Source organism: Streptomyces sp. L-9-10 (genome assembly GCF_004151105.1).
Taxonomy (GTDB): Bacteria; Actinomycetota; Actinomycetes; order Streptomycetales; family Streptomycetaceae; genus Streptomyces.
This window is the reverse complement of sequence record NZ_PHRF01000090.1, coordinates 228,665-248,018: the sequence shown is the minus strand read 5'-3', so window position 1 is coordinate 248,018 and position 19,354 is coordinate 228,665. Positions and strand designations below refer to the sequence as shown.

The 19,354-nt window shown below is 71.4% G+C and carries 15 protein-coding genes; 1 reads left to right on the top strand and 14 read right to left on the bottom strand.

All coding sequences use genetic code 11. The features are described from left to right. Positions 1–123: 123 nt before the first annotated feature. From CU044_RS21245 to CU044_RS21180, 14 genes are all read right to left on the bottom strand, one after another. Complete coding sequence (locus tag CU044_RS21245) at positions 124–4,143, bottom strand: PD40 domain-containing protein (RefSeq protein ID WP_129770296.1); 4,020 nt, start codon at positions 4,141–4,143, stop codon at positions 124–126. After that, positions 4,140–4,571 (bottom strand): hypothetical protein, encoded by a 432-nt coding sequence (locus CU044_RS21240; RefSeq protein ID WP_129770295.1) that lies wholly within the window; start codon positions 4,569–4,571, stop codon positions 4,140–4,142. Before CU044_RS21240 ends, CU044_RS21245 begins: the two co-directional genes overlap by 4 nt. Before the next feature lie 110 nt (positions 4,572–4,681). Beyond that, a complete protein-coding gene (locus CU044_RS21235) occupies positions 4,682–5,761 on the bottom strand; it encodes a sugar kinase (protein WP_129770294.1) in 1,080 nt (359 codons plus the stop codon). Next, on the bottom strand, positions 5,758–6,405 hold the full coding sequence (locus tag CU044_RS21230; RefSeq protein WP_129770293.1) for a bifunctional 4-hydroxy-2-oxoglutarate aldolase/2-dehydro-3-deoxy-phosphogluconate aldolase: 648 nt from the start codon (positions 6,403–6,405) through the stop codon (positions 5,758–5,760). The genes CU044_RS21235 and CU044_RS21230 overlap by 4 nt, the downstream gene beginning before the upstream one ends. A 31-nt stretch (positions 6,406–6,436) precedes the next feature. Continuing rightward, entirely contained in the window at positions 6,437–7,240 is an 804-nt protein-coding gene (locus tag CU044_RS21225) for a hypothetical protein (protein WP_129770292.1), read from the bottom strand. After that, positions 7,234–8,379 carry a galactonate dehydratase gene (dgoD, locus tag CU044_RS21220; RefSeq protein WP_129770291.1) on the bottom strand — a complete coding sequence of 382 codons (1,146 nt, stop codon included), beginning with the start codon at positions 8,377–8,379 and terminating at the stop codon, positions 7,234–7,236. Before dgoD ends, CU044_RS21225 begins: the two co-directional genes overlap by 7 nt. After that, positions 8,376–9,149: a FadR/GntR family transcriptional regulator gene (locus CU044_RS21215; RefSeq protein ID WP_129770290.1), complete on the bottom strand. Its 774-nt coding sequence runs from the start codon at positions 9,147–9,149 to the stop codon at positions 8,376–8,378. The genes dgoD and CU044_RS21215 overlap by 4 nt, the downstream gene beginning before the upstream one ends. A gap of 42 nt (positions 9,150–9,191) precedes the next feature. Continuing rightward, positions 9,192–9,950 (bottom strand): SDR family oxidoreductase, encoded by a 759-nt coding sequence (locus tag CU044_RS21210; RefSeq protein WP_129770289.1) that lies wholly within the window; start codon positions 9,948–9,950, stop codon positions 9,192–9,194. An 84-nt stretch (positions 9,951–10,034) separates the two neighbouring features. Further along, entirely contained in the window at positions 10,035–12,137 is a 2,103-nt protein-coding gene (locus CU044_RS21205) for an alpha-galactosidase (protein ID WP_129770288.1), read from the bottom strand. Further along, positions 12,134–13,042 carry a carbohydrate ABC transporter permease gene (locus CU044_RS21200; RefSeq protein WP_240045745.1) on the bottom strand — a complete coding sequence of 303 codons (909 nt, stop codon included), beginning with the start codon at positions 13,040–13,042 and terminating at the stop codon, positions 12,134–12,136. The genes CU044_RS21205 and CU044_RS21200 overlap by 4 nt, the downstream gene beginning before the upstream one ends. After that, positions 13,042–13,977, bottom strand: a complete 936-nt coding sequence (locus tag CU044_RS21195; RefSeq protein ID WP_129770287.1) for a sugar ABC transporter permease — start codon at positions 13,975–13,977, stop codon at positions 13,042–13,044. Before CU044_RS21195 ends, CU044_RS21200 begins: the two co-directional genes overlap by 1 nt. Before the next feature lies 1 nt (position 13,978). Further along, the gene (locus CU044_RS21190) at positions 13,979–15,268 is read right to left on the bottom strand and encodes an extracellular solute-binding protein (RefSeq protein WP_129770286.1); all 1,290 of its coding nucleotides are present in this window, start codon (positions 15,266–15,268) and stop codon (positions 13,979–13,981) included. A 158-nt stretch (positions 15,269–15,426) separates the two neighbouring features. Then, a complete protein-coding gene (locus tag CU044_RS21185) occupies positions 15,427–17,544 on the bottom strand; it encodes a glycoside hydrolase family 27 protein (protein WP_129770285.1) in 2,118 nt (705 codons plus the stop codon). 137 nt (positions 17,545–17,681) lie between these two features. After that, a complete protein-coding gene (locus tag CU044_RS21180) occupies positions 17,682–18,593 on the bottom strand; it encodes an NmrA family NAD(P)-binding protein (RefSeq protein WP_129770284.1) in 912 nt (303 codons plus the stop codon). Positions 18,594–18,771: 178 nt separating this feature from the next. Between CU044_RS21180 and CU044_RS21175 the strand changes: the two genes are divergently transcribed. Further along, entirely contained in the window at positions 18,772–19,332 is a 561-nt protein-coding gene (locus CU044_RS21175) for a TetR/AcrR family transcriptional regulator (protein ID WP_129770283.1), read from the top strand. The last annotated feature ends 22 nt before the right edge of the window (positions 19,333–19,354 follow it).

Sequence of the window (19,354 nt, the reverse complement as noted above, 5' to 3'; positions counted from 1 at the left end):
CCGGCCGGCCGCATCGGCCTTCGCGGAAGGTGCGTTGTCGTCGCCCTGCGGCCCTCGTAGTGGGTTCACGCGGGCCACGCGCGCAGCGGCGGACGCCCGGCGTTCTGTCCGCCGCTGGGAGGGTTACCTGGGGCAGGTGCGTTCGTACGGCAGGCCGGGCGCGTATCGCTTCCACTCCTCTGATGACAGGCCCGATCCAACGATTCCGCACGCCTGGCCTTTCGCGTCGGCGACGATGGCAGGGAGGTCTCCCAGGTTCCAGAACTCCACGGCGCCGGAGTCGAGGGTAACGGCCACTGTCCTTCGGTCCGGGCTGAACCGCACGTCCACGATCTCCGCGGTGGTGTCCGTCAGCGTCGTCACCCGAACCGGCAGAGTCGGGTCGCTGACATCCCACAGGGCTACTTGGCCTGCCCTGTTCCCCGTCGCGACCAAGTGGCCCCCGGGGTGGAAGGCGACCTGCGAGAGCGCGCTTTCGGATGCGTCCACCGAGCCCAGGAGCCGTCGTCCCGCCGTGTGGTCCAACGACCACATGGAGATCTCACGCGCACTGGCCGTCACCAGTTCACGCCCGTCGGCACTGAAAGCCGCATACGAGTAGCCGTCCTGGAGCCGGGACCACGGATCCCCGGTGCGCTGTGTGGGCAGCCTGGCGGGGGCGGCGGGGTCCGACACGTCCCACAATGAGTCGGGGAGAGCGAGGGTCGCGCCGTCGGGTCCGAAGACCGCGGGAGTCCGGCCCACGAGGAGCGGTAGTCCTCCGGCCGGGCCCGGGGACGACGACGTCCGCTCACGGGGATCGAAGGGATCGAGCAAGCTCTTCCGCACCGGGTCCACCGGAGAGCTGATGTCCCACAGGCCGACCCACGATTGACCGAAGAGCTCACCTCCGAGGGCAGCCAGTGTCATTCCACGGGGGCTGAGCGCCACGGCCGACACCCCCGATTTCGCGGGGAGTTGAACGAGTCGACGTGGTGCGCGCAGGCCGGATGTGTCCCATAGAGTGATCCGCCCGAGTGGCGTGTTCTCGCCGGCTTGGCTTCCGACGGCGAGTACGGAGCCGTCACCGCTGAAGGCGACCGACTCGGCGATCTGGAGGTGCCCGGTCAGCTCTGCCTCTTTGGCGGGACGTCCGACATCGGAGGTGTCCCAGAGCCGCACCCTTCCGCCGGTACCCGCCACCGCGAGCTTGCGGCCGTCGGGGCTGAATCGCGATTCCATCGGGCGGAAGGAGGCCGTGGTCACGGTCACCCCGCGGGCCGGGGCCCGGCTGCCCACCAGCCAGCGCGAGATCGTCATGGACTCGTCCGCCAGGCCGATGCGGCGGCCGTCACGGCTGAACGCGATGGCGCCGACGGGCCTCTCGTGTCCGCCCAGAGGTATCGGCTTTCCCGGGTGGGCGGGATCGCGGATGCTCCTGAGGGACACCGTTTCGTCCAGCGCGGCGACGACCAGGGACCGGCCGTCGGGGCTGAACTCGGCCGACCGGACCTGGTCCTTGTGACCGAGGGTCGTCAGTCGCCGGGGCGCACTCGGGGTCCGGAGGTCCCACAGTGTGAGGTCGCTGCCGTAGCCAACCGCCAGGACCGGCGCGGTCGGGCTGAACACAGCGGATGCGCCGAAGAACGGGCGGCGCGCCACCGCTTCGGGGTGACGGAGGTCGGTGACGTCCCACACGGTCCATCCGGTGGTGTGGGTGATGGAGCTGGGCGAGAGGGAGGAGTCCTTGGCTGTGAGGTAGCCGGAGCCGGTGACGAGCGTATGCCCGTCCGAGCTGAACGCCACGGTCTGCGCGTCGACGGCCTCGGCCGGTTCCGCCAGGCGCCGAGGGACCGTTGAGCGGGATATGTCCCAGAGTTCCAGCGTGCCGTTCGCTCGCCCCGCGACCACGGCCATCGTCGTGCCGTCCGGGCTGAAGGCCGCCGTCTGCGCATCGTCCATGCCTGACCAGCTCAGCACCCGCCGAGGATGAGTCCGGTCCGCGAGATCCCACAGAATCAGGCTGCTGCGGCCGGACTTGACGCCGTCATCCGGGTTGAGACCGGCGTTGGCGATGGTCACCAGGAGACGTCGGTCGGGGCTGAAGGCGAGGCTGTTGATCGAGTCGGTGTGACCGGAGAGCGTGGCCAGCCGCCGTGGCCGGACGGCGTCCGCCGTGTCCCACAGGGACACCGTATGCGTCTTGTCGACCAACGACGCTGTGGCCAGCAGGGTGCCGTCCCTGCTGAAGGCGAGCGTGTCCGACGTCTTGGTGCCCAGGACGGAGCCGCCGGTGAGACGGGTGCGTTGCAGTGTGGTCACCAGCCCCGCCCGCGCCTCGGCCGTCGGCTTGATACGCAGCGCGGCGAGGCTGAGACGCAGCGAGGTACGAGGGTCGGTGTCGCGGAGATTCTCCGCCTCGGCCTGCAGCGCTCGTACGGTGGCCAGACGGCGCTGCTCCTCGGCCACCACGCGCTGTTCGTCCGCTCTCCGGCTCTGCTGTGTGGCACGGAAGGCAGCGTCTCCGGCCACGATCGAGAGAACCATCAACAGCGCGAGGGCGGTGCGGCGGACGAGGATCGAGCGGCGTCGCGCCCTGAGGGCCGCGGCGAGGAACGCCTTGGTGGTCGGCCCGATACCGTCGGCTCCTGAGCGGGTCGCCCAATTCCGCGCCGCGGCCAGGGGATTGCCCCGGTACAGCAGAGCGGGGTCGCGATGCTCACGGGCCCAGGCCGCTGCCGCGTCCTCGATCCGCTGACGCAGCAGGTTGTCGGAACGGTCGGTGTCCATCCAGCCGCGGAGCCGGGGCCAGGCGCGCAGCAATGCCTCATGGGTGATCTCCACCGTGTCGCGGCGCTGGGTGATCAGCCGTTCCCGGGTGAACGCGTCAAGTACGGCCATGGCCACCGTGGGCGTCAGACCCTCGCTGATCAGATCGGCCCGGGATGCCGGGCGGCGGGTGTCCTCCATGCCGTCGCCGATCCTGACCAGGCGCCGGAAGAGCGTCTGTGCGGTCTGCCTGCCCTCGTCGTCCAGTCGCTTGAAGACGCCCTCCGCGGTGGTCGCGACGGCACGCAGAATGCCGCCGGCGTTCGTGTAGCCGTCCACCGTCATCGTCGAGCCGGCGCTCTCCCTCCAGGTGGCACGCAGAACGTGGGCGAGCAGCGGCAGACGCCCGGCGTCGTATCCGCCTCCGCCGCCCTCGTCGTCGTCCGCCGTGTCGCCGAGTGACGGGTCCGGGCGGGTCTCCACCGGCACACCGAGGTCACGCAGCAGCACCTCGACCAGGCCGGGTTCCAGATCGAGTCCGACCGCCCGTGCCGGGAAGAGGATGATCTCCCGGACCTCGGCCGTGGACATGGGGCCGATGAAGACCTGACGGCGCTCCAACGCCTCACGCAGCGGCGTGTAACGCGCGCAGTACGCGTAGAAGTCCGCGCGCACGCCGTAGACCACGACCGCGAGCGGCTCTTCGCCCTGGGCCGACGGCCGGCTCAGGAACGCGAGTACGTCGATGAATCGTTGCCGTTCGGACTCGGGAACGTCCGGTGAGAACAGTTCCTCGACCTGGTCGACAATGATGGCCAGGCGCCCCGCCCCTCGCTCGGCCAGCGATTCCCGCAGCCGCCCGGCGACGGCCTCAAGGTCCTGGGCCAGTTCGTCGGCGTACGACTCGGGGTCACTCCCCGTCAGCGCGGCCAGATGCATCGTGAGCGCGACCATCGGATGCGCGGTCGGTGTGAACAGCAGGCACGGCCAACGCCGCGAGCCGGGCAACGAGCCGCGAGCCAGACCGGGCACGAGCCCGGCCAGTAGCAGGGAGGACTTGCCCGCTCCCGAGGGTGCGACCAGCGCGACGGCGCCTCCCTCGCGCAGGCACTCGTCGAGCCGCTCCGTCAATCGTGCCCTGAGCCGGTCCCGTCCGAAGAACCACTGCTCCTGATCCGCGGTGAACGCGACCATACCGGGGTAGGGACATCGGTCGTCCTCCTCCGCCCCCGGCTGGAGACGGCGAACGCGATGCGTGCCGTCCCAGAAATGCAGATGCAGGTCACGCGCGGCAATGTGCTGGCTCCCGGCGGCTTGATAGATGGTGCCGGATCCGGACGCGTACGCCTCCAGCCTGATGGGTTCGTCCCCGGGCCGCGGGCCCTGACGGGTCATGCCCCGCTGATGTGCTGGTCACGTGCCGCCTGGAACACCTTGGCGTGATCGGACGCCGTGGCGTGCATGTCCACCCGGCCAGCTCCGGTCTCGGACCGCGGCTCCCCGGTTCCGATCTCGGCGAGCACCTGGCGCAACGCGTCGGCCAGGGCCGGAGAGGCGGCCAGCAGACCGCGGAGCCGGCCACTCCACTGTGCTGTCAGGATGCGCTCGGCCTGCTCGTCACCGGCGATCAGCGCCGCGAGCAACTCCGCCCGGCTCTCGGCCAGTTCCCGTTCGACGGCCTCGGCCTGCTCCGGGTCGTCGGGATCCGAGCGCCGCCACAGTGCGGCGACCGCCCGTTTGACCTGTTCCCAGCCGTCGGTGGCCAGTTGGCTCACCACAGTGGTCGCGGCTGTCGAAGCCAGTGCCATCAACTCGTGGTCCATACCTTCCCCCATTCACCACGCGAAGCCCCACCCCTTATGAATCTACTCAGTACGGTTGCCCGCTGCCAGGGGCTCGCGTGTCGCATCGGGCGCGGCCGGCCGGCCCGGTCTCACGCCCACATCTCGGGGGGCATGTCGAGGAGAGCGGCGATACGGCCACGGTCCGGCAGCGGGCCGTGGTCTCCTGTCACGCCGAGCGCGGCGCCCGCCGTGAGGTGTCCGAGCCGCAGGGCCCGGACCATGCCCTCGTCGCGCAGCAGCCCCGCGAGGAACCCGGCCGCGAACGCGTCGCCCGCCCCGACCGGTTCAACGATCTCGGTCTTCGGCGCGGGCACGGTGTGGACACGGGTGCCCTCGAACGCGGTCGCGGCGTACCCGCCGTCCTTGACCACGAGGATGCGGGGTCCGGGCAACAGGGACCGTACGTCCGTGGGCCCGGCCAGCCCGTTCCCCCAGAGCGCCTGGGCCTCGTCGAGTCCGACGAACGTGATGTCCGCCCGGTTCGCGAAGTCGTGGAGCACGGCGGCGGCCGTATCGTCGCTCCACAGGGCCGGCCGGTGGTTGACGTCGAAGCTGACGGGGCACGGGCGTGTCCCGGGCGCCGGGCGCAGCAGCGCGGCGACGAGGGCCAGGCAGTCCGGTGAGAGCGCGGGAGTGATACCGCTCAGGTGGACGAGCCCGGCGGTCCGTACGGCCTCGTCGTCGAGGAGGCCGGGGCCCAGGGCGGAGGCGGCCGAGCCGCGCCTGTAGTAATGGACCGTGGTTCCGCCGGGGCCCGGGTTCTTGACGAGGATTCCGGTCGGGCGGTGCGGATCGGTGCGTACGCCGCTGATGTCGACGCCGGACGCGGCCACTTCGTCGCGGATCCGGCGGCCGAACGGGTCGTCGCCGAGGGCGGACACCCAGCGCGCGGGCACCCCGTGGTCGGCCAGGTACATCGCCACGTTCGACTCGGCGCCGGCGATCCGGACCCGGAGCAGGTCGGCGCTGTCCAGCGGGGCGACGGGGTCCGGCACGAGAGCGGCCATCGTCTCGCCGACGCAGGCCACCGGGGTGTGGGCCGGCCGCCAGGCGGGGGCGTCGTGGCGGAGCCGGCCGCCGGGGCGCTCTTCGGCGGGGGCGACCGTGCGTGTGCCGTCGCCGCGTTCGGGGCGGTCGGTCCGGCCCGCGGCAGGTGCGCCGCCCGTCATCGTCCCGCCGCCCCGTGACCGGTGGCGCGGACCGCGTCGAGGAAGGCGCGTGCTCTGGTGCGCAGGGCGTCGACGCTGCCGCCGTCGGCGGCGTCACCGATGAGCGGCGACCCCACTCCCACCGCGGTCGCGCCGTGTGCGAGGTAGGCGACGGCCGCTTCGGTGTCCACTCCCCCGACAGGTACGAACGGCGCGGTCGGGAACGGGCCGCGCAGGGCTCGCAGATACGCGGGGCCGCCCGCCTGTGCCGCCGGGAAGATCTTGAAGGAGTCGGCGCCGAGCCGCTGTGCGGCGACGATGTCCGTGGGGGTCATCACCCCGGCGAGAACGGGCAGTTCGAGCCGCTTCGCTTCGGTGATCCCCTCGCAGACGGCCGGGGTGACGACGAAGTCGGCACCCGCCTCGTGCACCGCCCGCGCGTCCCGCGCCGTCAGGACGGTACCCGCGCCGAGCGGAGCGGCGGTGCCGAGAGCCGCGCGTGCCCGGCGGATGACGCTCAGCGCGTCCCTGCCGCTGAGCGAGACCTCGATGAGCGGGATCTTCTCTTCCGCGAGGGTGAGGACGGTCCTGAGCGCGGCGTCCGCGTCGTCGCCGCGCACGATGGCGACGATCCGGTGGGTACGCAGCTCGGTCAGCAGATCCACGTGCGGGGTTCCTTTCCGGTCTGAGGTGCTGTCACGTTCGTTCCGTTCCCGCGCTCACGATGAGCCGCCACCGGACTTCCCCGCCGGCCGGCACGCGGGCCGCGTCGCCTTCACCGGCCGCGGCGAGGTCGAAGACGCGTCCCAGCATCGGTTCGACCCCGATGGACCGGTAGGGCTCGTCGTCGGGGAAGCCGCGGAGGTTGCGCCACACGGCGACGGACACGGGCTGACCCTCGGCCTCAACGGACAGGCGCAGCACGGCGGTTCCCTCGTGGACGTCCATCTGAGGGGTGTCGGCGATCAGGCCGACGGCCGTACCGTCGTCGGGTCCCAGCCGGTCGAGCGCGGTCGACTCCGCCGGCCACCACGGCCACGCACAGGGTGTCCACCGGGACCCGCCGTCCGGGTAGACCCGGGTGTGCGTCCCGTCGGGCAGGCCGAGGTGTGCGTGCTCGGACAGATCCAGCAGGGCGTGCCCCGCCCAGAGGAAGCGGTAGCCGGGCCGGGCGGTGAGCCGGTAGTCGGCCACCGCCCGCCGCTCCTGGTGACGGATTCGGCGGCTGAGCCGGAAGTCCGGGCAGGTGACGGACTCCGTGTCACCGTCCCGCCGCCACGCCCTGGCCCAGGCGTGCCCGTGGTCGGGGGTGCCCCGGACCGTGGGAACACACTCCTCCAGGCCGCCCGCGTCGGCGAAGGCGTCGCCCGGGACGACGTGCGGGCGACGCGGTTCCTCGCGGTGCCAGAGCCATTCGCGGCCGGCCGCCCACAGCGAGGTCCAGCGTCCGCCGTGGGCCGGGTCGGTGGTGATCCGGATCGGGGACGGGGCGTTCACCATTCGGCGAACGATCCGTCGGGGTGGCGCCACACCGGGTTGCGCCAGGCGTGCCCGGTGCGGTCGGCGGCGCGTACGGCGGCCTCGTCGACGGTGATGCCGAGTCCCGGGAGTGCGGTACGCGGAGCCTGTCCTGCGACGAAGCGGAACGGATCCGTATCGACGACGTACGAGAGCAGATCGGCGTCCTTGTTGTAGTGGATGCCCCGGCTCTGCTCCTGGATGAGGAAATTCGGGGTGCAGAAGGCGATCTGGAGGCTCGCGGCGAGGGCGATCGGACCGAGGGGGCAGTGCGGGGCGAGCTGTACGCCGTAGGTGTCGGCGAGCGACGCGATGCGGTGGACCTCGGTGATGCCGCCGGCGTGCGACAGGTCCGGCTGGGCCACGGCGATGCCCGCGTGGAGGGCGGGCAGGAACTCCGCCCTGCCGTAGAGCCGTTCACCGGTGGCGATGGGTACGGACGTCGCACCCACGAGCGCGGCGAGCAGGTGGCCCTGCTCGGGCAGCAGCGGCTCCTCGACGAACAGCGGGTGCAGTGGCTCGATGGCCTGGAGGACTCGCCGGGCCGCGGCCGGTCCGAACCGGCCGTGCATGTCGACGGCCACATCGCGGCCGGGGCCCAGGATCTCACGGGCCACGGCCACGCGTTCGACGACGGCGGCCGTCTCCGCGAGGGTGGGAATCGGTGAGGTACGGGCCGCCGCGTTCATCTTCACGGCGGTGAAGCCCGCCTCGACCTGGGCGGTGATCTCGTCGGCGAGCCCGGCGGGTTCGTCGCCTCCCACCCAGGCGTAGACCCGGACCTCGTCGCGCAGCGCCCCGCCGAGCAGGGCGTGCACGGGCGCCCCGTACACCTTGCCCGCGATGTCCCACAGGGCCTGGTCGATTCCGGCGACGGCGCTGGAGAGTATGGGGCCGCTGCGGTAGAACCCGCCCTTGCTGAGCACCTGCCAGTGGTCCTGGATGCGCAGGGGATCCTGGCCGATCAGATACTCGGCCAGGACGTCGACCGCGGCGCGAACCACCTCGGCCCTGCCCTCGACCACGGGTTCGCCCCAGCCGACGGCTCCCTCGTCGGTCTCGATCCGGCAGAACAGCCAGCGGGGCGGGACGAGAAAGGTCTCGATGCGCGTGATCTTCACTGGGCCGGGCTCCCGTTGTGCGTGTCGCCGGTGGTCGCCGGCGCGCCGTCGCCGTCGCTCTCGCTTCCGCGGACACGGTCGAGGTCGCGGACCGCCTGGTCGAGGAGGGCTCGCATGGCGCGTTCGGCGGTTTCCGGGTCCTGGTCGCGCACGGCGTCCAGGACGGCTCGGTGGCTGGGGACCGGGTCCTCGCCGTGGAGGGTGCTGTGGACGATCTCGTCACGGTGGGCGAGACCGGACTCGATGACCATCTCCATGCGTTCGAGGAGTTCGTTGTGGGTGGCCGCGAGGAGCGCGCGGTGGAAGGCGAGGTCCGCCTCGACGGCGTGCGCCGCGCCCCCCTGGTCCTCGCCCATCGCCGTCAGGGCCGCCTCCAGCGCGTCGAGATCGGCGTCGGTACGGCGCTCGGCGGCCAGCCTGACCGCGGCCGGTTCGATGATGCCGCGGACCTCACCCAGGTTGCGCAGCAGGGCCAGGTCGGTACCGGTGCCCGCGCTGCCGGCGAACTGCCAGCGCAGCACGTCCGCGTCGAGGAGGTTCCAGTCGGAGCGTGGGCGGACGAAGGTGCCGCGCTTCTGGCGTGCGTCGACCATCCCCTTGGCCGCGAGGACCTTCAGGGACTCCCGCAGCGCGGTCAGACTGACGTCCAGCTCGCCCTGCAGTGACACGAGATCGAGTGTCGCCCCTTCGGGGATCTCGCCGCTGAGCACCCGGCGCGCGAGAGTCTCCACGGTCTGGCCGTGCACTCCGCGGCGCGCGTATGGCGTCATGTTGTTGTGCCTTTCTGCTGGGGGGATGGGGGACGGCGGCGGTCAGGCCGAGGCTTTGACGACGGACCAGCCGCCGTCGACAAGCAGGCTCGACCCGGTGATGTAGGAGGCTTCCCGGGCTGCCAGGAAGGCGATGGCGGCGGCGACCTCCCGAGGGGTGCCGAAGCGCTGTGCGGCGGTCTCGGCGACGCTTTTCCGCCGGTCCTCCTCCGGGACCCGGTCCCAGGCCCCGGTGAGGATGGGGCCGGGCAGCACCGCGTTGACCCGGACCTCGGGCCCGTACTCCACGGCGAGTTGTCCGCACAGCGAGAGCAGTGCGCCCTTGGACGCCGCGTACGCGGGGTGGCCGGGGATGCCCTTGTGCGCGTGGACGGAGGAGGTCAGGACGACGGCGCCGTCGTGGGCGCGCAGGTCGGGCAGCGCGGCCCGGAATCCGAGGAACCCGCCGGTGAGATTGACCGCGAGCTGGCGTTCCCAGGACGCGACGGTCATCTCGTGGGCGGGGGCCACGTCCACGGTGAAGGCGTTGCTGACGAGTACGGAGACCGGCCCGAAGGTGTGCGCGGCGGACACGATCCGTTCCCAGTCGCCCTGGTCCGCGACGTCCGCGTGGACGAACCGCGCGTGGCCGCCCTGTGCGCGGATGTCCTCGGCGACGCGTTCGCCGGGTGCTGCCGCGATATCCGCGAGGATCACGGAGGCCCCTTCGGCGGCGAGGCGTACGGCGGTGGCCGCGCCGATGCCCGAGGCGGCTCCGGTGACCACGGCCACCTGGTCGGCGAAGCGGGTGGGTCCGTTCATGGGGCGGGTCGACTCCTCGGGGTTCGTGAACAGTATCCGGCGGCATCGGCGGCTCTCGTGACGGAGTGCCGGGGCTGGTGACGACTACGTCCGGACCAGGACTACCAGTTCCGCGTCGTACTGGGCGGTCCACGCGAACGGCAGGCCGTACTGCGTCAGATGCGCTCCGCTGTAGACGGTGCCGGTGTCCTGGTCGGTGTAGTGGGCGGTCCGGTCGAGGCCGCGCAGCCGCAGCCGGGCGGGGCGGCCGGGGACCAGGGGCGCCCCGTCCAGGCGACCGGTGTTCCAGGCGGTGACGACGGTGCGGTCGCCACCCGGCGCGTCGTACTGGACACCGCAGCAGGCGTCGGACGGCGTGTTCAGCAGCCGGACCTCGCCGTGGTGGACGACATCGCGGATCTCCTTGTAGCGGGCCACCCAGCGTGCGGCTTCGGCGCGCCGTTCCGCCGGCCAGGTGCGGATGTCGGCGCCGATTCCGAGGACACCGGCCATGGCGGTGACGAAACGGAAGGCCAGTGACCGGGGCCGCGGGTCGAAGACGCCCGGTGAGTCGGTGACCCAGGAGCTCATCGTGTGCGGGGCGTGTGCGTGCAGGTAGCCGTACTGGATGGCGAGACGGTCCAGTGGCGCGGTGTTGTCGCTCGGCCACACCACGTCGGTACGGGCGAGGGTGGCGTGTTCGATCCGGCCGCCACCGCCGGCGCACCCTTCGACGGTGACCCGCGGGTGGTGGGTGCGCAGGTGGTCGAGTACGCGCAGGTATCCGGCGACGTGCGCGGCGTCCAGGTCCTGCTCTTCGACGGGGACGGTGCCGGGCCTGCCGCGTTCGGTGGGCGGGCGGTTCATGTCCCACTTGAGGTAGCTGATGGCGTGTTCGCCGAGGAGCCGGTCGAGGGTGGCGATGACGAAGTCCTGGACGTCCTCGCGGCCCAGGTCGAGGACGAGTTGCTCGCGCACCAGCGAGGCGGGCCGTCCGTCGACACGGTAGACCCACTCCGGGTGCTCGGCGTGGAGCGCGGAGCGGGGGCTGATCGCCTCGGGCTCGACCCAGAGGCCGAAGTCCATGCCGGTGGCACGGACCCGGTCGATGAACGTGTCGAAGCCGTCGGGGAAGTTCGCCGGGTCCGGGTGCCAGTCGCCGAGTCCCCCGGTCTCGTCGTGGCGTCCCGTGAACCACCCGTCGTCGACGACGAACACCTCGGTTCCCATCCCGGCGGCGATCGTGGCCAGTTCCAGCTGGTCGGCGGCGTCGACGTCGAAGCCGGTCGCTTCCCAGGAGTTGTAGAGGACTTTGCGGGGCCGGTGGAGGCGCTCGCCGCTGAGCCGGCGTTCGTAGGTGTGCCAGACACGGGCCAGTCCGTCGAGCCCTTCCGGGCTGAACGCGCAGGCCAGCCGGGGGGTGGTGAGGGTGGCACCGGGGGCGAGGCGGAGGGAGCCCTCGTGGGGCACACGGCCCGCGCGGACCCGGATGGCGCCGCCGGGCTCGGCGTCCGCGGCCATGTGCCAGTTCCCGGACCACTCCAGGGCGATGCCGTACGTGGGTGTGTTCCCCTCGTCCGGTTCCGAGGCGTCCTGGACGGCGAGCCAGGGTGCGTACGCGTGGCCGGGCACGGCCTGGGTGGAGGCCATCTCGAAGCGGCCGCGGGTGAGTTCCAGCTGGGTGCGCTGGAATTCCTGGGACCACTGGCCGGTGAGGCAGGTGAGCCGGGCGCCGCCCGCGACGGGAATGTTCACGGCAGCCGAGTCGACGCGCTCCAGCCGCAGTCCCTCGTCGCCGGTGCAGGTCAGCTCAGTCCACCGCAGGATCACATCGGTGCCGGGCACGGTCTCGTAGTGGAGTGCCGTGCGCAGCCCCAGTTCCTCGTCGGTGAAGTCGAGGCGCAGCGCGTGGTCGCCGTCGTGTGTGGCGGTGTCGAACGTCCACCAGATGCCGCGTTCCCCGCCGGGGCGCCGGGCCACGAGGTCGGCTCCGGTGAAGGGCCGCAGGCCGTGGGGGATGTACTCGGCCGGTGCGGCGTCCGCGGGGGTGAGGAAGTGGGTGCGGTGCGGATGCTGGAAGGGCGAGGGGCCGGTCTCGGCTCCGTGCGGACCCCAGGCGTCCAGTTCGGCCCAGCGTCCCCGGCCGGCGATCCGTACCGCGTAGGTGGTGTTCTCGGTGCGCAGCAGCCAGCGGTCGTGCGGGGTCACTTCACTGCTCCCAGATTGAGTCCGGCGACGAAGTGGCGCTGGAACTTGAGGAATACGACGACGGTCGGGGCCGCGGCGATGACGGAGCCCGCGGCGATGACGTTCCACATGGACACGTACTGGCCCTGAAGTCCGATCAGCGAGGCGGTGATCGGCATCTGGCTGTCCGTGCGCAGGACGGTGATGGCCCACAGCAGGTCGTTGAAGATCCAGGTGAACGACAGGGCGCTCAGCGCGGCCATGGCGGGCTTGGCCAGGGGCATGATGATCCTGGTGTAGATCTGCCACGGACCGGCGCCGTCGATGACCGCGGCCTGCTGGATCTCCGACGGGATGGCCCGCATGAAGCCGTGCAGGACGAAGACGTAGAAGCCGACGCCGAAGCCGACCTGGACGCCGATGAGCGCGTACAACGAGTCGTACAGACCCAGCATTTCGCTGAGTTTGGAGACCGGTACCAGGAGGATCTGCGGGGGCAGCAGGTTTCCGCCGAGCATCAGCAGCAGGAGGGTACGGCGCAGCGGCAGGTCGTAGCGGCTGAGGGCGAACGCGGCCGTCGAGGCGAGGAGCAGCGACAGGAGCACCGTCGGCACGGTGACGAGCAGGCTGTTGATCAGGGCGCGCTGCTGGCCGCCGTCGACCCATGCCTGACGGAAACCGTCGAGGGTGAAGGAGTGCGGCAGGCTGCCGACGCCGTGGGCGGCCACATCGTCGAAGGACCGGGTGCTGGTGACCAGGACGAGCGCGATGGGCAGCAGCCACAGGGCGGAGAGCAGCCCGGCGCTGAGGTGGAATCCCGCGGTTCGCCAGATCCCGCTGCGGTTCCGTCGCGGGGCGCGGGCCGGCGGGGCCGGGGTGATGTCGTGTGGGCCGGCGGGCGGGGCGGAGGCGTGGGTGACGCTCATCAGTCGGCCTCCCGGAAGGCGCGGACGAGGTAGGACGCGATGACGCCGAAGGCGAGAACGAAGATCACGACCGCGAGTGCGGAGCCGTAGCCCAGTCGCAGTGACTGGAAGGCGGTGGAGTACATGTAGGTGCTGAGCAGTTCGGAGGAGTGGTAGGGGCCACCGCGGGTGAGTGCCCACACCACGTCGAAGGAGCGCAGCGAGTCGATGACGATGACCGAGAGGACCACCGCGTTCACACTGCTCAGCTGGGGCAGTGTGATGTGCCGGAACTGCTGCCGGCGGGTGGCGCCGTCCACCTTCGCCGCCTCGTAGAGCACCGGGTCGATGCCCTTGAGTCCGGCGAGGTAGAGCACCATCACATAGCCGATCTGGCGCCACAGCGCGGGCACGATCACGGCGTACAGGGCGGTGTCCTGGTCGGCGAGCCAGGCATGGGTGAGGCTGCCGAGCCCGATCCCTTCGAGGGTCTTGTTGATCAGCCCGTCGGGCTGGTACATCGCCTGCCACACCAGGGCCGTCGCCACCAGCGAGAACACCACGGGAAGGAACAGCGCGGCGCGGTAGAAACCGACGCCCCGGCGTTCCTGCTGGAGCAGGAGCGCCGCGCCGAGGCCGAGGGCGGCGGAGAGTCCGCCGAAGAGCACCAGCCAGATGACGGTGTCCAGGGCGGCGGTGCGGAAGACGGCGTCGCCGAACATCTCACGGAAGTTGGCGAGACCGATGAACTCCGGGGCGCTGACGCCGTCCCACTTGGTGAAGGAGAGGTAGACCCCCTGGATCGCCGGCCAGAACACCCAGAACGCCTCGGCGAGCAGTGGTACGAGCACGAAGGCGAGCACGGCGGGCGGGACCCTCGTCGCCCGCTTGCGGGCCGGGGGCCGGCCGGTCGCCCGGCCGCCCGCCGTCTTCCGGGGTGCGGTGAGGACCGCCATGTCACTGGCTCCAGATCTTCTGCGCGTCGCGTTGCCACGTCGTGAGGATGGAGCCGATCTCCTTGGGCTTGGCCAGGTAGCGGGTCAGCGCGGTGTCGGCGGTGGGCGCGAGGGCGTCGCTGGAGTCGCGGTTGAAGAACTGCGTGATGTCCGCGGCGTCCTCGATCAGTTTGCGGCCCTTGGTCACCAGGGGCGTTCCGCTGTCCTTGGCGTCGGGGTGGGTGGGCAGCGAGGTGCCGGACGAGCCCTTGAGGTAGATCTCCTGGGACTCGGCGGTGGCGAGGTAGCGCAGGAGTTCCTTGGTCTCGTCGGCGCGGCCGGTGCGGGCGCTGGCGAAGTAGCCGTCGGTGGGGGCCTCCTCGGCGAGCGGGATCTTGGGGTCGATCACCGGGAAGCGGAAGAAGTCGATGTCGTCGAGCTGGTCCTTGGGGGTGGAGTCGGCGAAGAAGGTGCCGATCAGCATCATGCCGGTACGGCCCTGGAGGAGCGCGGTGGTGGCGTCCTGGAAGGGCAGCGCGGTCCCGTTCGGGTCGAAGTACGGCAGGGCCTCGCCCCAGCGGTCGAAGACCCTGCGGACCTCGGGGTCGTCGAAGCGGTGCTCGCCGGCGAGCAGTTCGCGGTGGTAGGCTGCGCCGTTGATCCGGATGTTGAGGTAGTCGAACCAGGAGGCGGCCACCCAGGGGGTGTTGCCGCCGGCCCCGAGGCCGATCGGTGCGACTCCCTTGCTCTTGAGCGTGTCGCACAGGCCGAGGAACTCGTCCCAGGTCCTGGGCTCCTCGACGCCCCACTTGGCGAAGTTCGACTTCCGGTAGAACACACCCCACCAGTAGTAGGTGGTGGGGACGAAGACCTTCTTGCCGGAGGAGTCGGTGCACAGCTTCCGCAACGCGTCGGAGTATCCGGCGAGTTCGGGCTTCTGCCAGATGTCGCTGACATCGAGGAGGAGGTCCTTGCCTGCGTACGACTCGGCGACCGATCCGGGGTACCAGGTGTAGAGGTCCGGCGGGTTGGCCGAGGTGAGGTAGGTCGGCAGCTGTGTACGGAACGTCTCCGAGGCGACGGTGTTGAGTGAACCCCGGGCGCCGCCCCGCTTGTTGAAGGCGTCGATGACGTCCTGCATCGCGGACTTGGCCTGCGGTGCGGAGAGGTTGGACTGAAGGGTGACGGCGCCGCCCGACGCGCTCTTGCCGCTCGATGACGAGGAGGTGACGCAGCCGGTCATCAGTGCGCCGGCGCCGACGGCGCCGGCACCCACGAGGAAGGTGCGGCGGCTGTGTGCTGAGGTGTTCATGGGTCTCCCTAAGCGCCCGAGGAACGAGGCCCGGCCCCCTGACGGCCGGGCTCTCGTTCGGCTGCTACAGACTGGCGCGGCACCACGCCAGCGTCAAGATTAATTACTAATTTATTTACTGATGCTTCGGCCAGGCCCCGTATGAGGCGGCCGGCCCGTCAGTCCCGGCCCTGGCGGACGAGTCCGCCCACTCCTCGGAACACGGTCAGCACGCTGCCGTCGGACCCGGCGACCGCGCCGAGTTCGCCGTCGAAGGCTCCGCTGGCGAACTCCTCACGCTTCGACCAGTCGCCCCAGCCGCCGGCGCCGCTCGCGTCGTGGACGCGCTGCCAGAGGGTGTAGTCCCCGGCGCGCGCGTAGAGCCGTACGGTGTCCCCGACGGCGACGAGCGTGGGGCTGCCACTCACGGTCCCGCCCAGCGAGGACCAGTCGGACCAGGCACCCGCCGCATCGCGCACCCGGGTCCGGATCGAGTCGTCGGCGGTCCGTACGGCGAGATGCGTGCGTCCCGCGGAATCCGTGACAGCGGCGGGCCGCCCGTACAGAGCCACCCCGCCCGGCCCCTCGAAGGAGGTCCAGCCGGACGCCGCGCCGCGCGTGTGGATCCGTCCGTCCTCGCCCCGCGCGAAGAGCGTCCAGTCGTCCGGGCCCGCGTAGGCGATGCCCGGGGCGTCGGCGAGCCGCCCGCCGAGCTTCTGCCAGCGGCCCCAGTGCCCGTCGCGATGGCTCAGTCGGTACGCGGCGTTGTCCGTGCCGCGCACGAAGACATCGACACGTCCGGGCGCGGTGGAGTAGGCGGCGGGCTGTCCGACGATCCGGCCGTCCGTGGGGCCGCCGAGACGGGTGGTCGCCGGGGACCAGTGGCCGTCCCGGCCGGTCTGCTGCCGCAGCGAACCGTCCCTGCCCCGTGTGAACACGGTCAGCCGGTCACCGTCGCGTACGAGGGCGGGAGTGGCGTCGGTCCGTACCCCCAGCGAGGCGCCGGGCGCGTCGTCCGTGCCGCTCAGCGAGAGGAACGCCGTACCGTGCGCGGGCACGTTCACGGTGTACGAACCGGAGTGGGTACCCCGGCCCTCTCCGGCTCGCAGGTCCCGTACGCCGACCTCGCCCGCGAGGCCGGCGTCGGCGAACCGTACGGTGCGCTCGGCCGGCCGGTCGGAGCGGTTGAGGAGCACGACCGCACGCCTGCCCGAGCCCTGGAGCACCTTGCTGTAGACATCGCCGGTGGCGTCCGTGGCGACGCGCACCCCCTGGATGCCGAGGGGATCCTGGTCCACGGCGAGGATCTCCGGGTTGCGCAGGGTGTCGATCATCGACTGCGGCAGCGTACGCGGGTCGGAGCCGATGACCAGCGGGGAGCCCATCACGGCCCACATGACGAGCTGGGTGGTGGACTCCTCCTCGGTCAGCTCGTACGAACCGTCCGCCAGCCTGCGCATCGGTATGAGGTAGTCGGGGTCGTTGTAGCGGCCGGGGCCCTGCGCCTCGGGGTGCCAGGCGTTGGCGTCCATGTTGCGCAGGACGTTGGGCCACTGACCTGGCGTCGGTGCGCCCCACGCGATGTCGGTACCGGTGCGCCAGGAGTCGCCGGTCGTCGGCCCGTACACGTAGGCGTTGTGCGCGTCCTGCGCCGGGGTGTGCGGAAGCCCCCAGTCGTCGGTGAGCGGGTTGCACAGATTGAGCAGCATGCGACGGCCGGACGTGGCGACGGCGTCACTGAACTCCTTGAACGCCGGTCCGGGATCGAGCTTCTCGGTGATCCCGCAGAGGAAGTCGACCTTGATGGCATCGATTTTCCAGCCGGCGAACTGCTCGGCGTCCTCCTGGTAGTGGCCGCGGCTGCCGAGGCCACAGGTCTTGCCACCGTCGTAGGTACCGGCATCCGTGTAGATCCCGGCCTTCAGTCCCCGCTGGTGCAGGTAGGTGACCAGCGCGGGGATGCCGGAGGGGAACCGGCCCGGATGCGCGGCCAGCCGGCCCGCGCTGTCCCGCGGATCGTCCGCCTGCCAGCCACCGTCGAGCCACACGATGTCGTAGCCGCTGTCCTTGAGGCCGCTGCTGACCAGATAGTCGGCGACTCCCTTGACCTGGCCCTCCGTCGGAGCGCCGAGGGCGTAGTAGGTGTTCCAGCCCATGTACGGCGTCGGGGCGGGCCCACTGTCGTGGAACCGCGGGGCTTCCACGGCCGCAGGTTCGGCGGCCCGCGCCACGGGCGCCGCCACCGGGACCAGCGCGGCGGCCCCGAGCACGGCGACGGCCCGACGGGCACGCACCATCCCTGCACGATGCGAAGTCACTTGATACTCCCGAGAGTTGGGGATGACGAGCGCCGCGCTCCCCTACTCACGGGGGGGGCGGCGCCACGTCGATGACTGTGCTGCCCCGCCCACACCGTGTCAATAATTATTACTAATTAACTGAAAGTTGGCCGCAGGTGGTCTCGCGCCCACACCTCGAAGGTCGTGAGAGGGAGACCGAGGTCCCGCGCGAACTCCGGGAGCGCGGGCTGCGGGAACTCATTGACATGCGCCTGCCCGAAGCCCATGTCGGGCATCCCGGCGGCGGTCGCCTCCTCCGCGGTCATGTCGGGCGCGGTCAGCTCGGCGCCCAGGGCACGGGAGAGGACCTCGGCGATGTCCGTCATCGCCAGATGGTCACTGGCCAGCTCCAGTTCGACACGGTCGAACCGCTCGGGCGCGGCGATGGCCGCGGCGGCCGCCGTGCCGATGTCCTCGACGGCGACGAGCGACAGCCGGGTCGTGGGCTTCAGGAGGCTCACCAGACCGCCCCGGACTCCACGGGGGAACAGGATTTCCTCGGAGGGGAGGAAGTTCTCCATGAAGAAGCCCGGCTTGATGAGCGTCCAGTGCGTGAAGCCCGCCTCACGGACCCGGTCCTGGATCCCGGCCTTCGCGGCGTAGTAGGGATCCATCCAGGCCCAGCGGCCCTTGACCCAGGCGGTGTGCTGCCCGGCGCCGGAGACGGACGTGTGCACGAACTGCGGTACTCCCGCGGCCTTCGCGCCCTCGATCAGGGTGACGGCCTGGGCGACCTCGCCGTCGAAGGCGCGTCCGTTCATGTCGGGCATCTGGACCGAGAAGACGGCGCGGGCTCCTTCGGCGGCCCTGGTCACGGAGCCGAGGTCGTCGAGGTCGCCGGTGACCAGTTCGGCGCCGAGCGCCTCGACGGCCTTCGCCCGGTCGGTGGCCGGGTCACGGACCAGCGCCCGGACGGGGATGCCCCTCGCGAGCAGGGCGCGGGCGGTGGCGCCGCCCTGCCGGCCGGTGGCGCCGACGACCAGGGCGGGTGCGGTGTGTGACGTCATGGTGGTTCCTCGGATGGTGATCGGGTGGTGATCGGGTGGTGAGAGGCGGCCAGGTGCCGTCCGGTCGCGTCGCGGACCTGCGAGGACCGGCCGGACAGGGCTAAGTGGCGAGGCCCGCCACTTACGCTCCGGTACGATACGGAGGACCCCGCCGCTTAGCAACCCCGGAGATGACGCCATGACCGTCCAGCGCGCGGACGCCCGGCGCAACTACGCGCGGATCCTCGCCGTGGCCGAGGAGGAGGTCGCCGCGCACGGCGCCGACGCCTCCCTGGAGCAGATCGCCCGCGTCGCGGGGGTCGGATCGGCCACCGTGCGCCGCCACTTCCCCGGTCGGCGCGCACTGCTGGAAACGGTGTTCGGCGAACGGATCGAGGCCCTGTGCGCCCGCGCCGCGGAGCTGGCCACGGCGGCCGACGCGCGGACCGCTCTGCTGGAGTGGCTGGGCGCGCTCACCGCCTACGCCGCCTCCGCGCGGGGCATGGGCGACGCGCTGGCCCTGGACGAGACGGACGGTCCGGGCCATGTGAACGCCTGCTCGGCCAAGCTCACCTGGGCGGCCGACCCGCTGCTGCACCGCGCCGCCCAGGCCGGCGCGGTGGCACCGGGCGTGACCGCCGCCGACCTGGTCACGCTGGTCACGGGCATCGCCCTGGCCACGGAACACCATCCGGACCCCGCCGCCGAGGCACACCGGCTGCTCGCCCTGACCATGGAGGGAGTCAGCCCCCGGAGGTGAGACGGGAGGCGGGAGGGGCGAG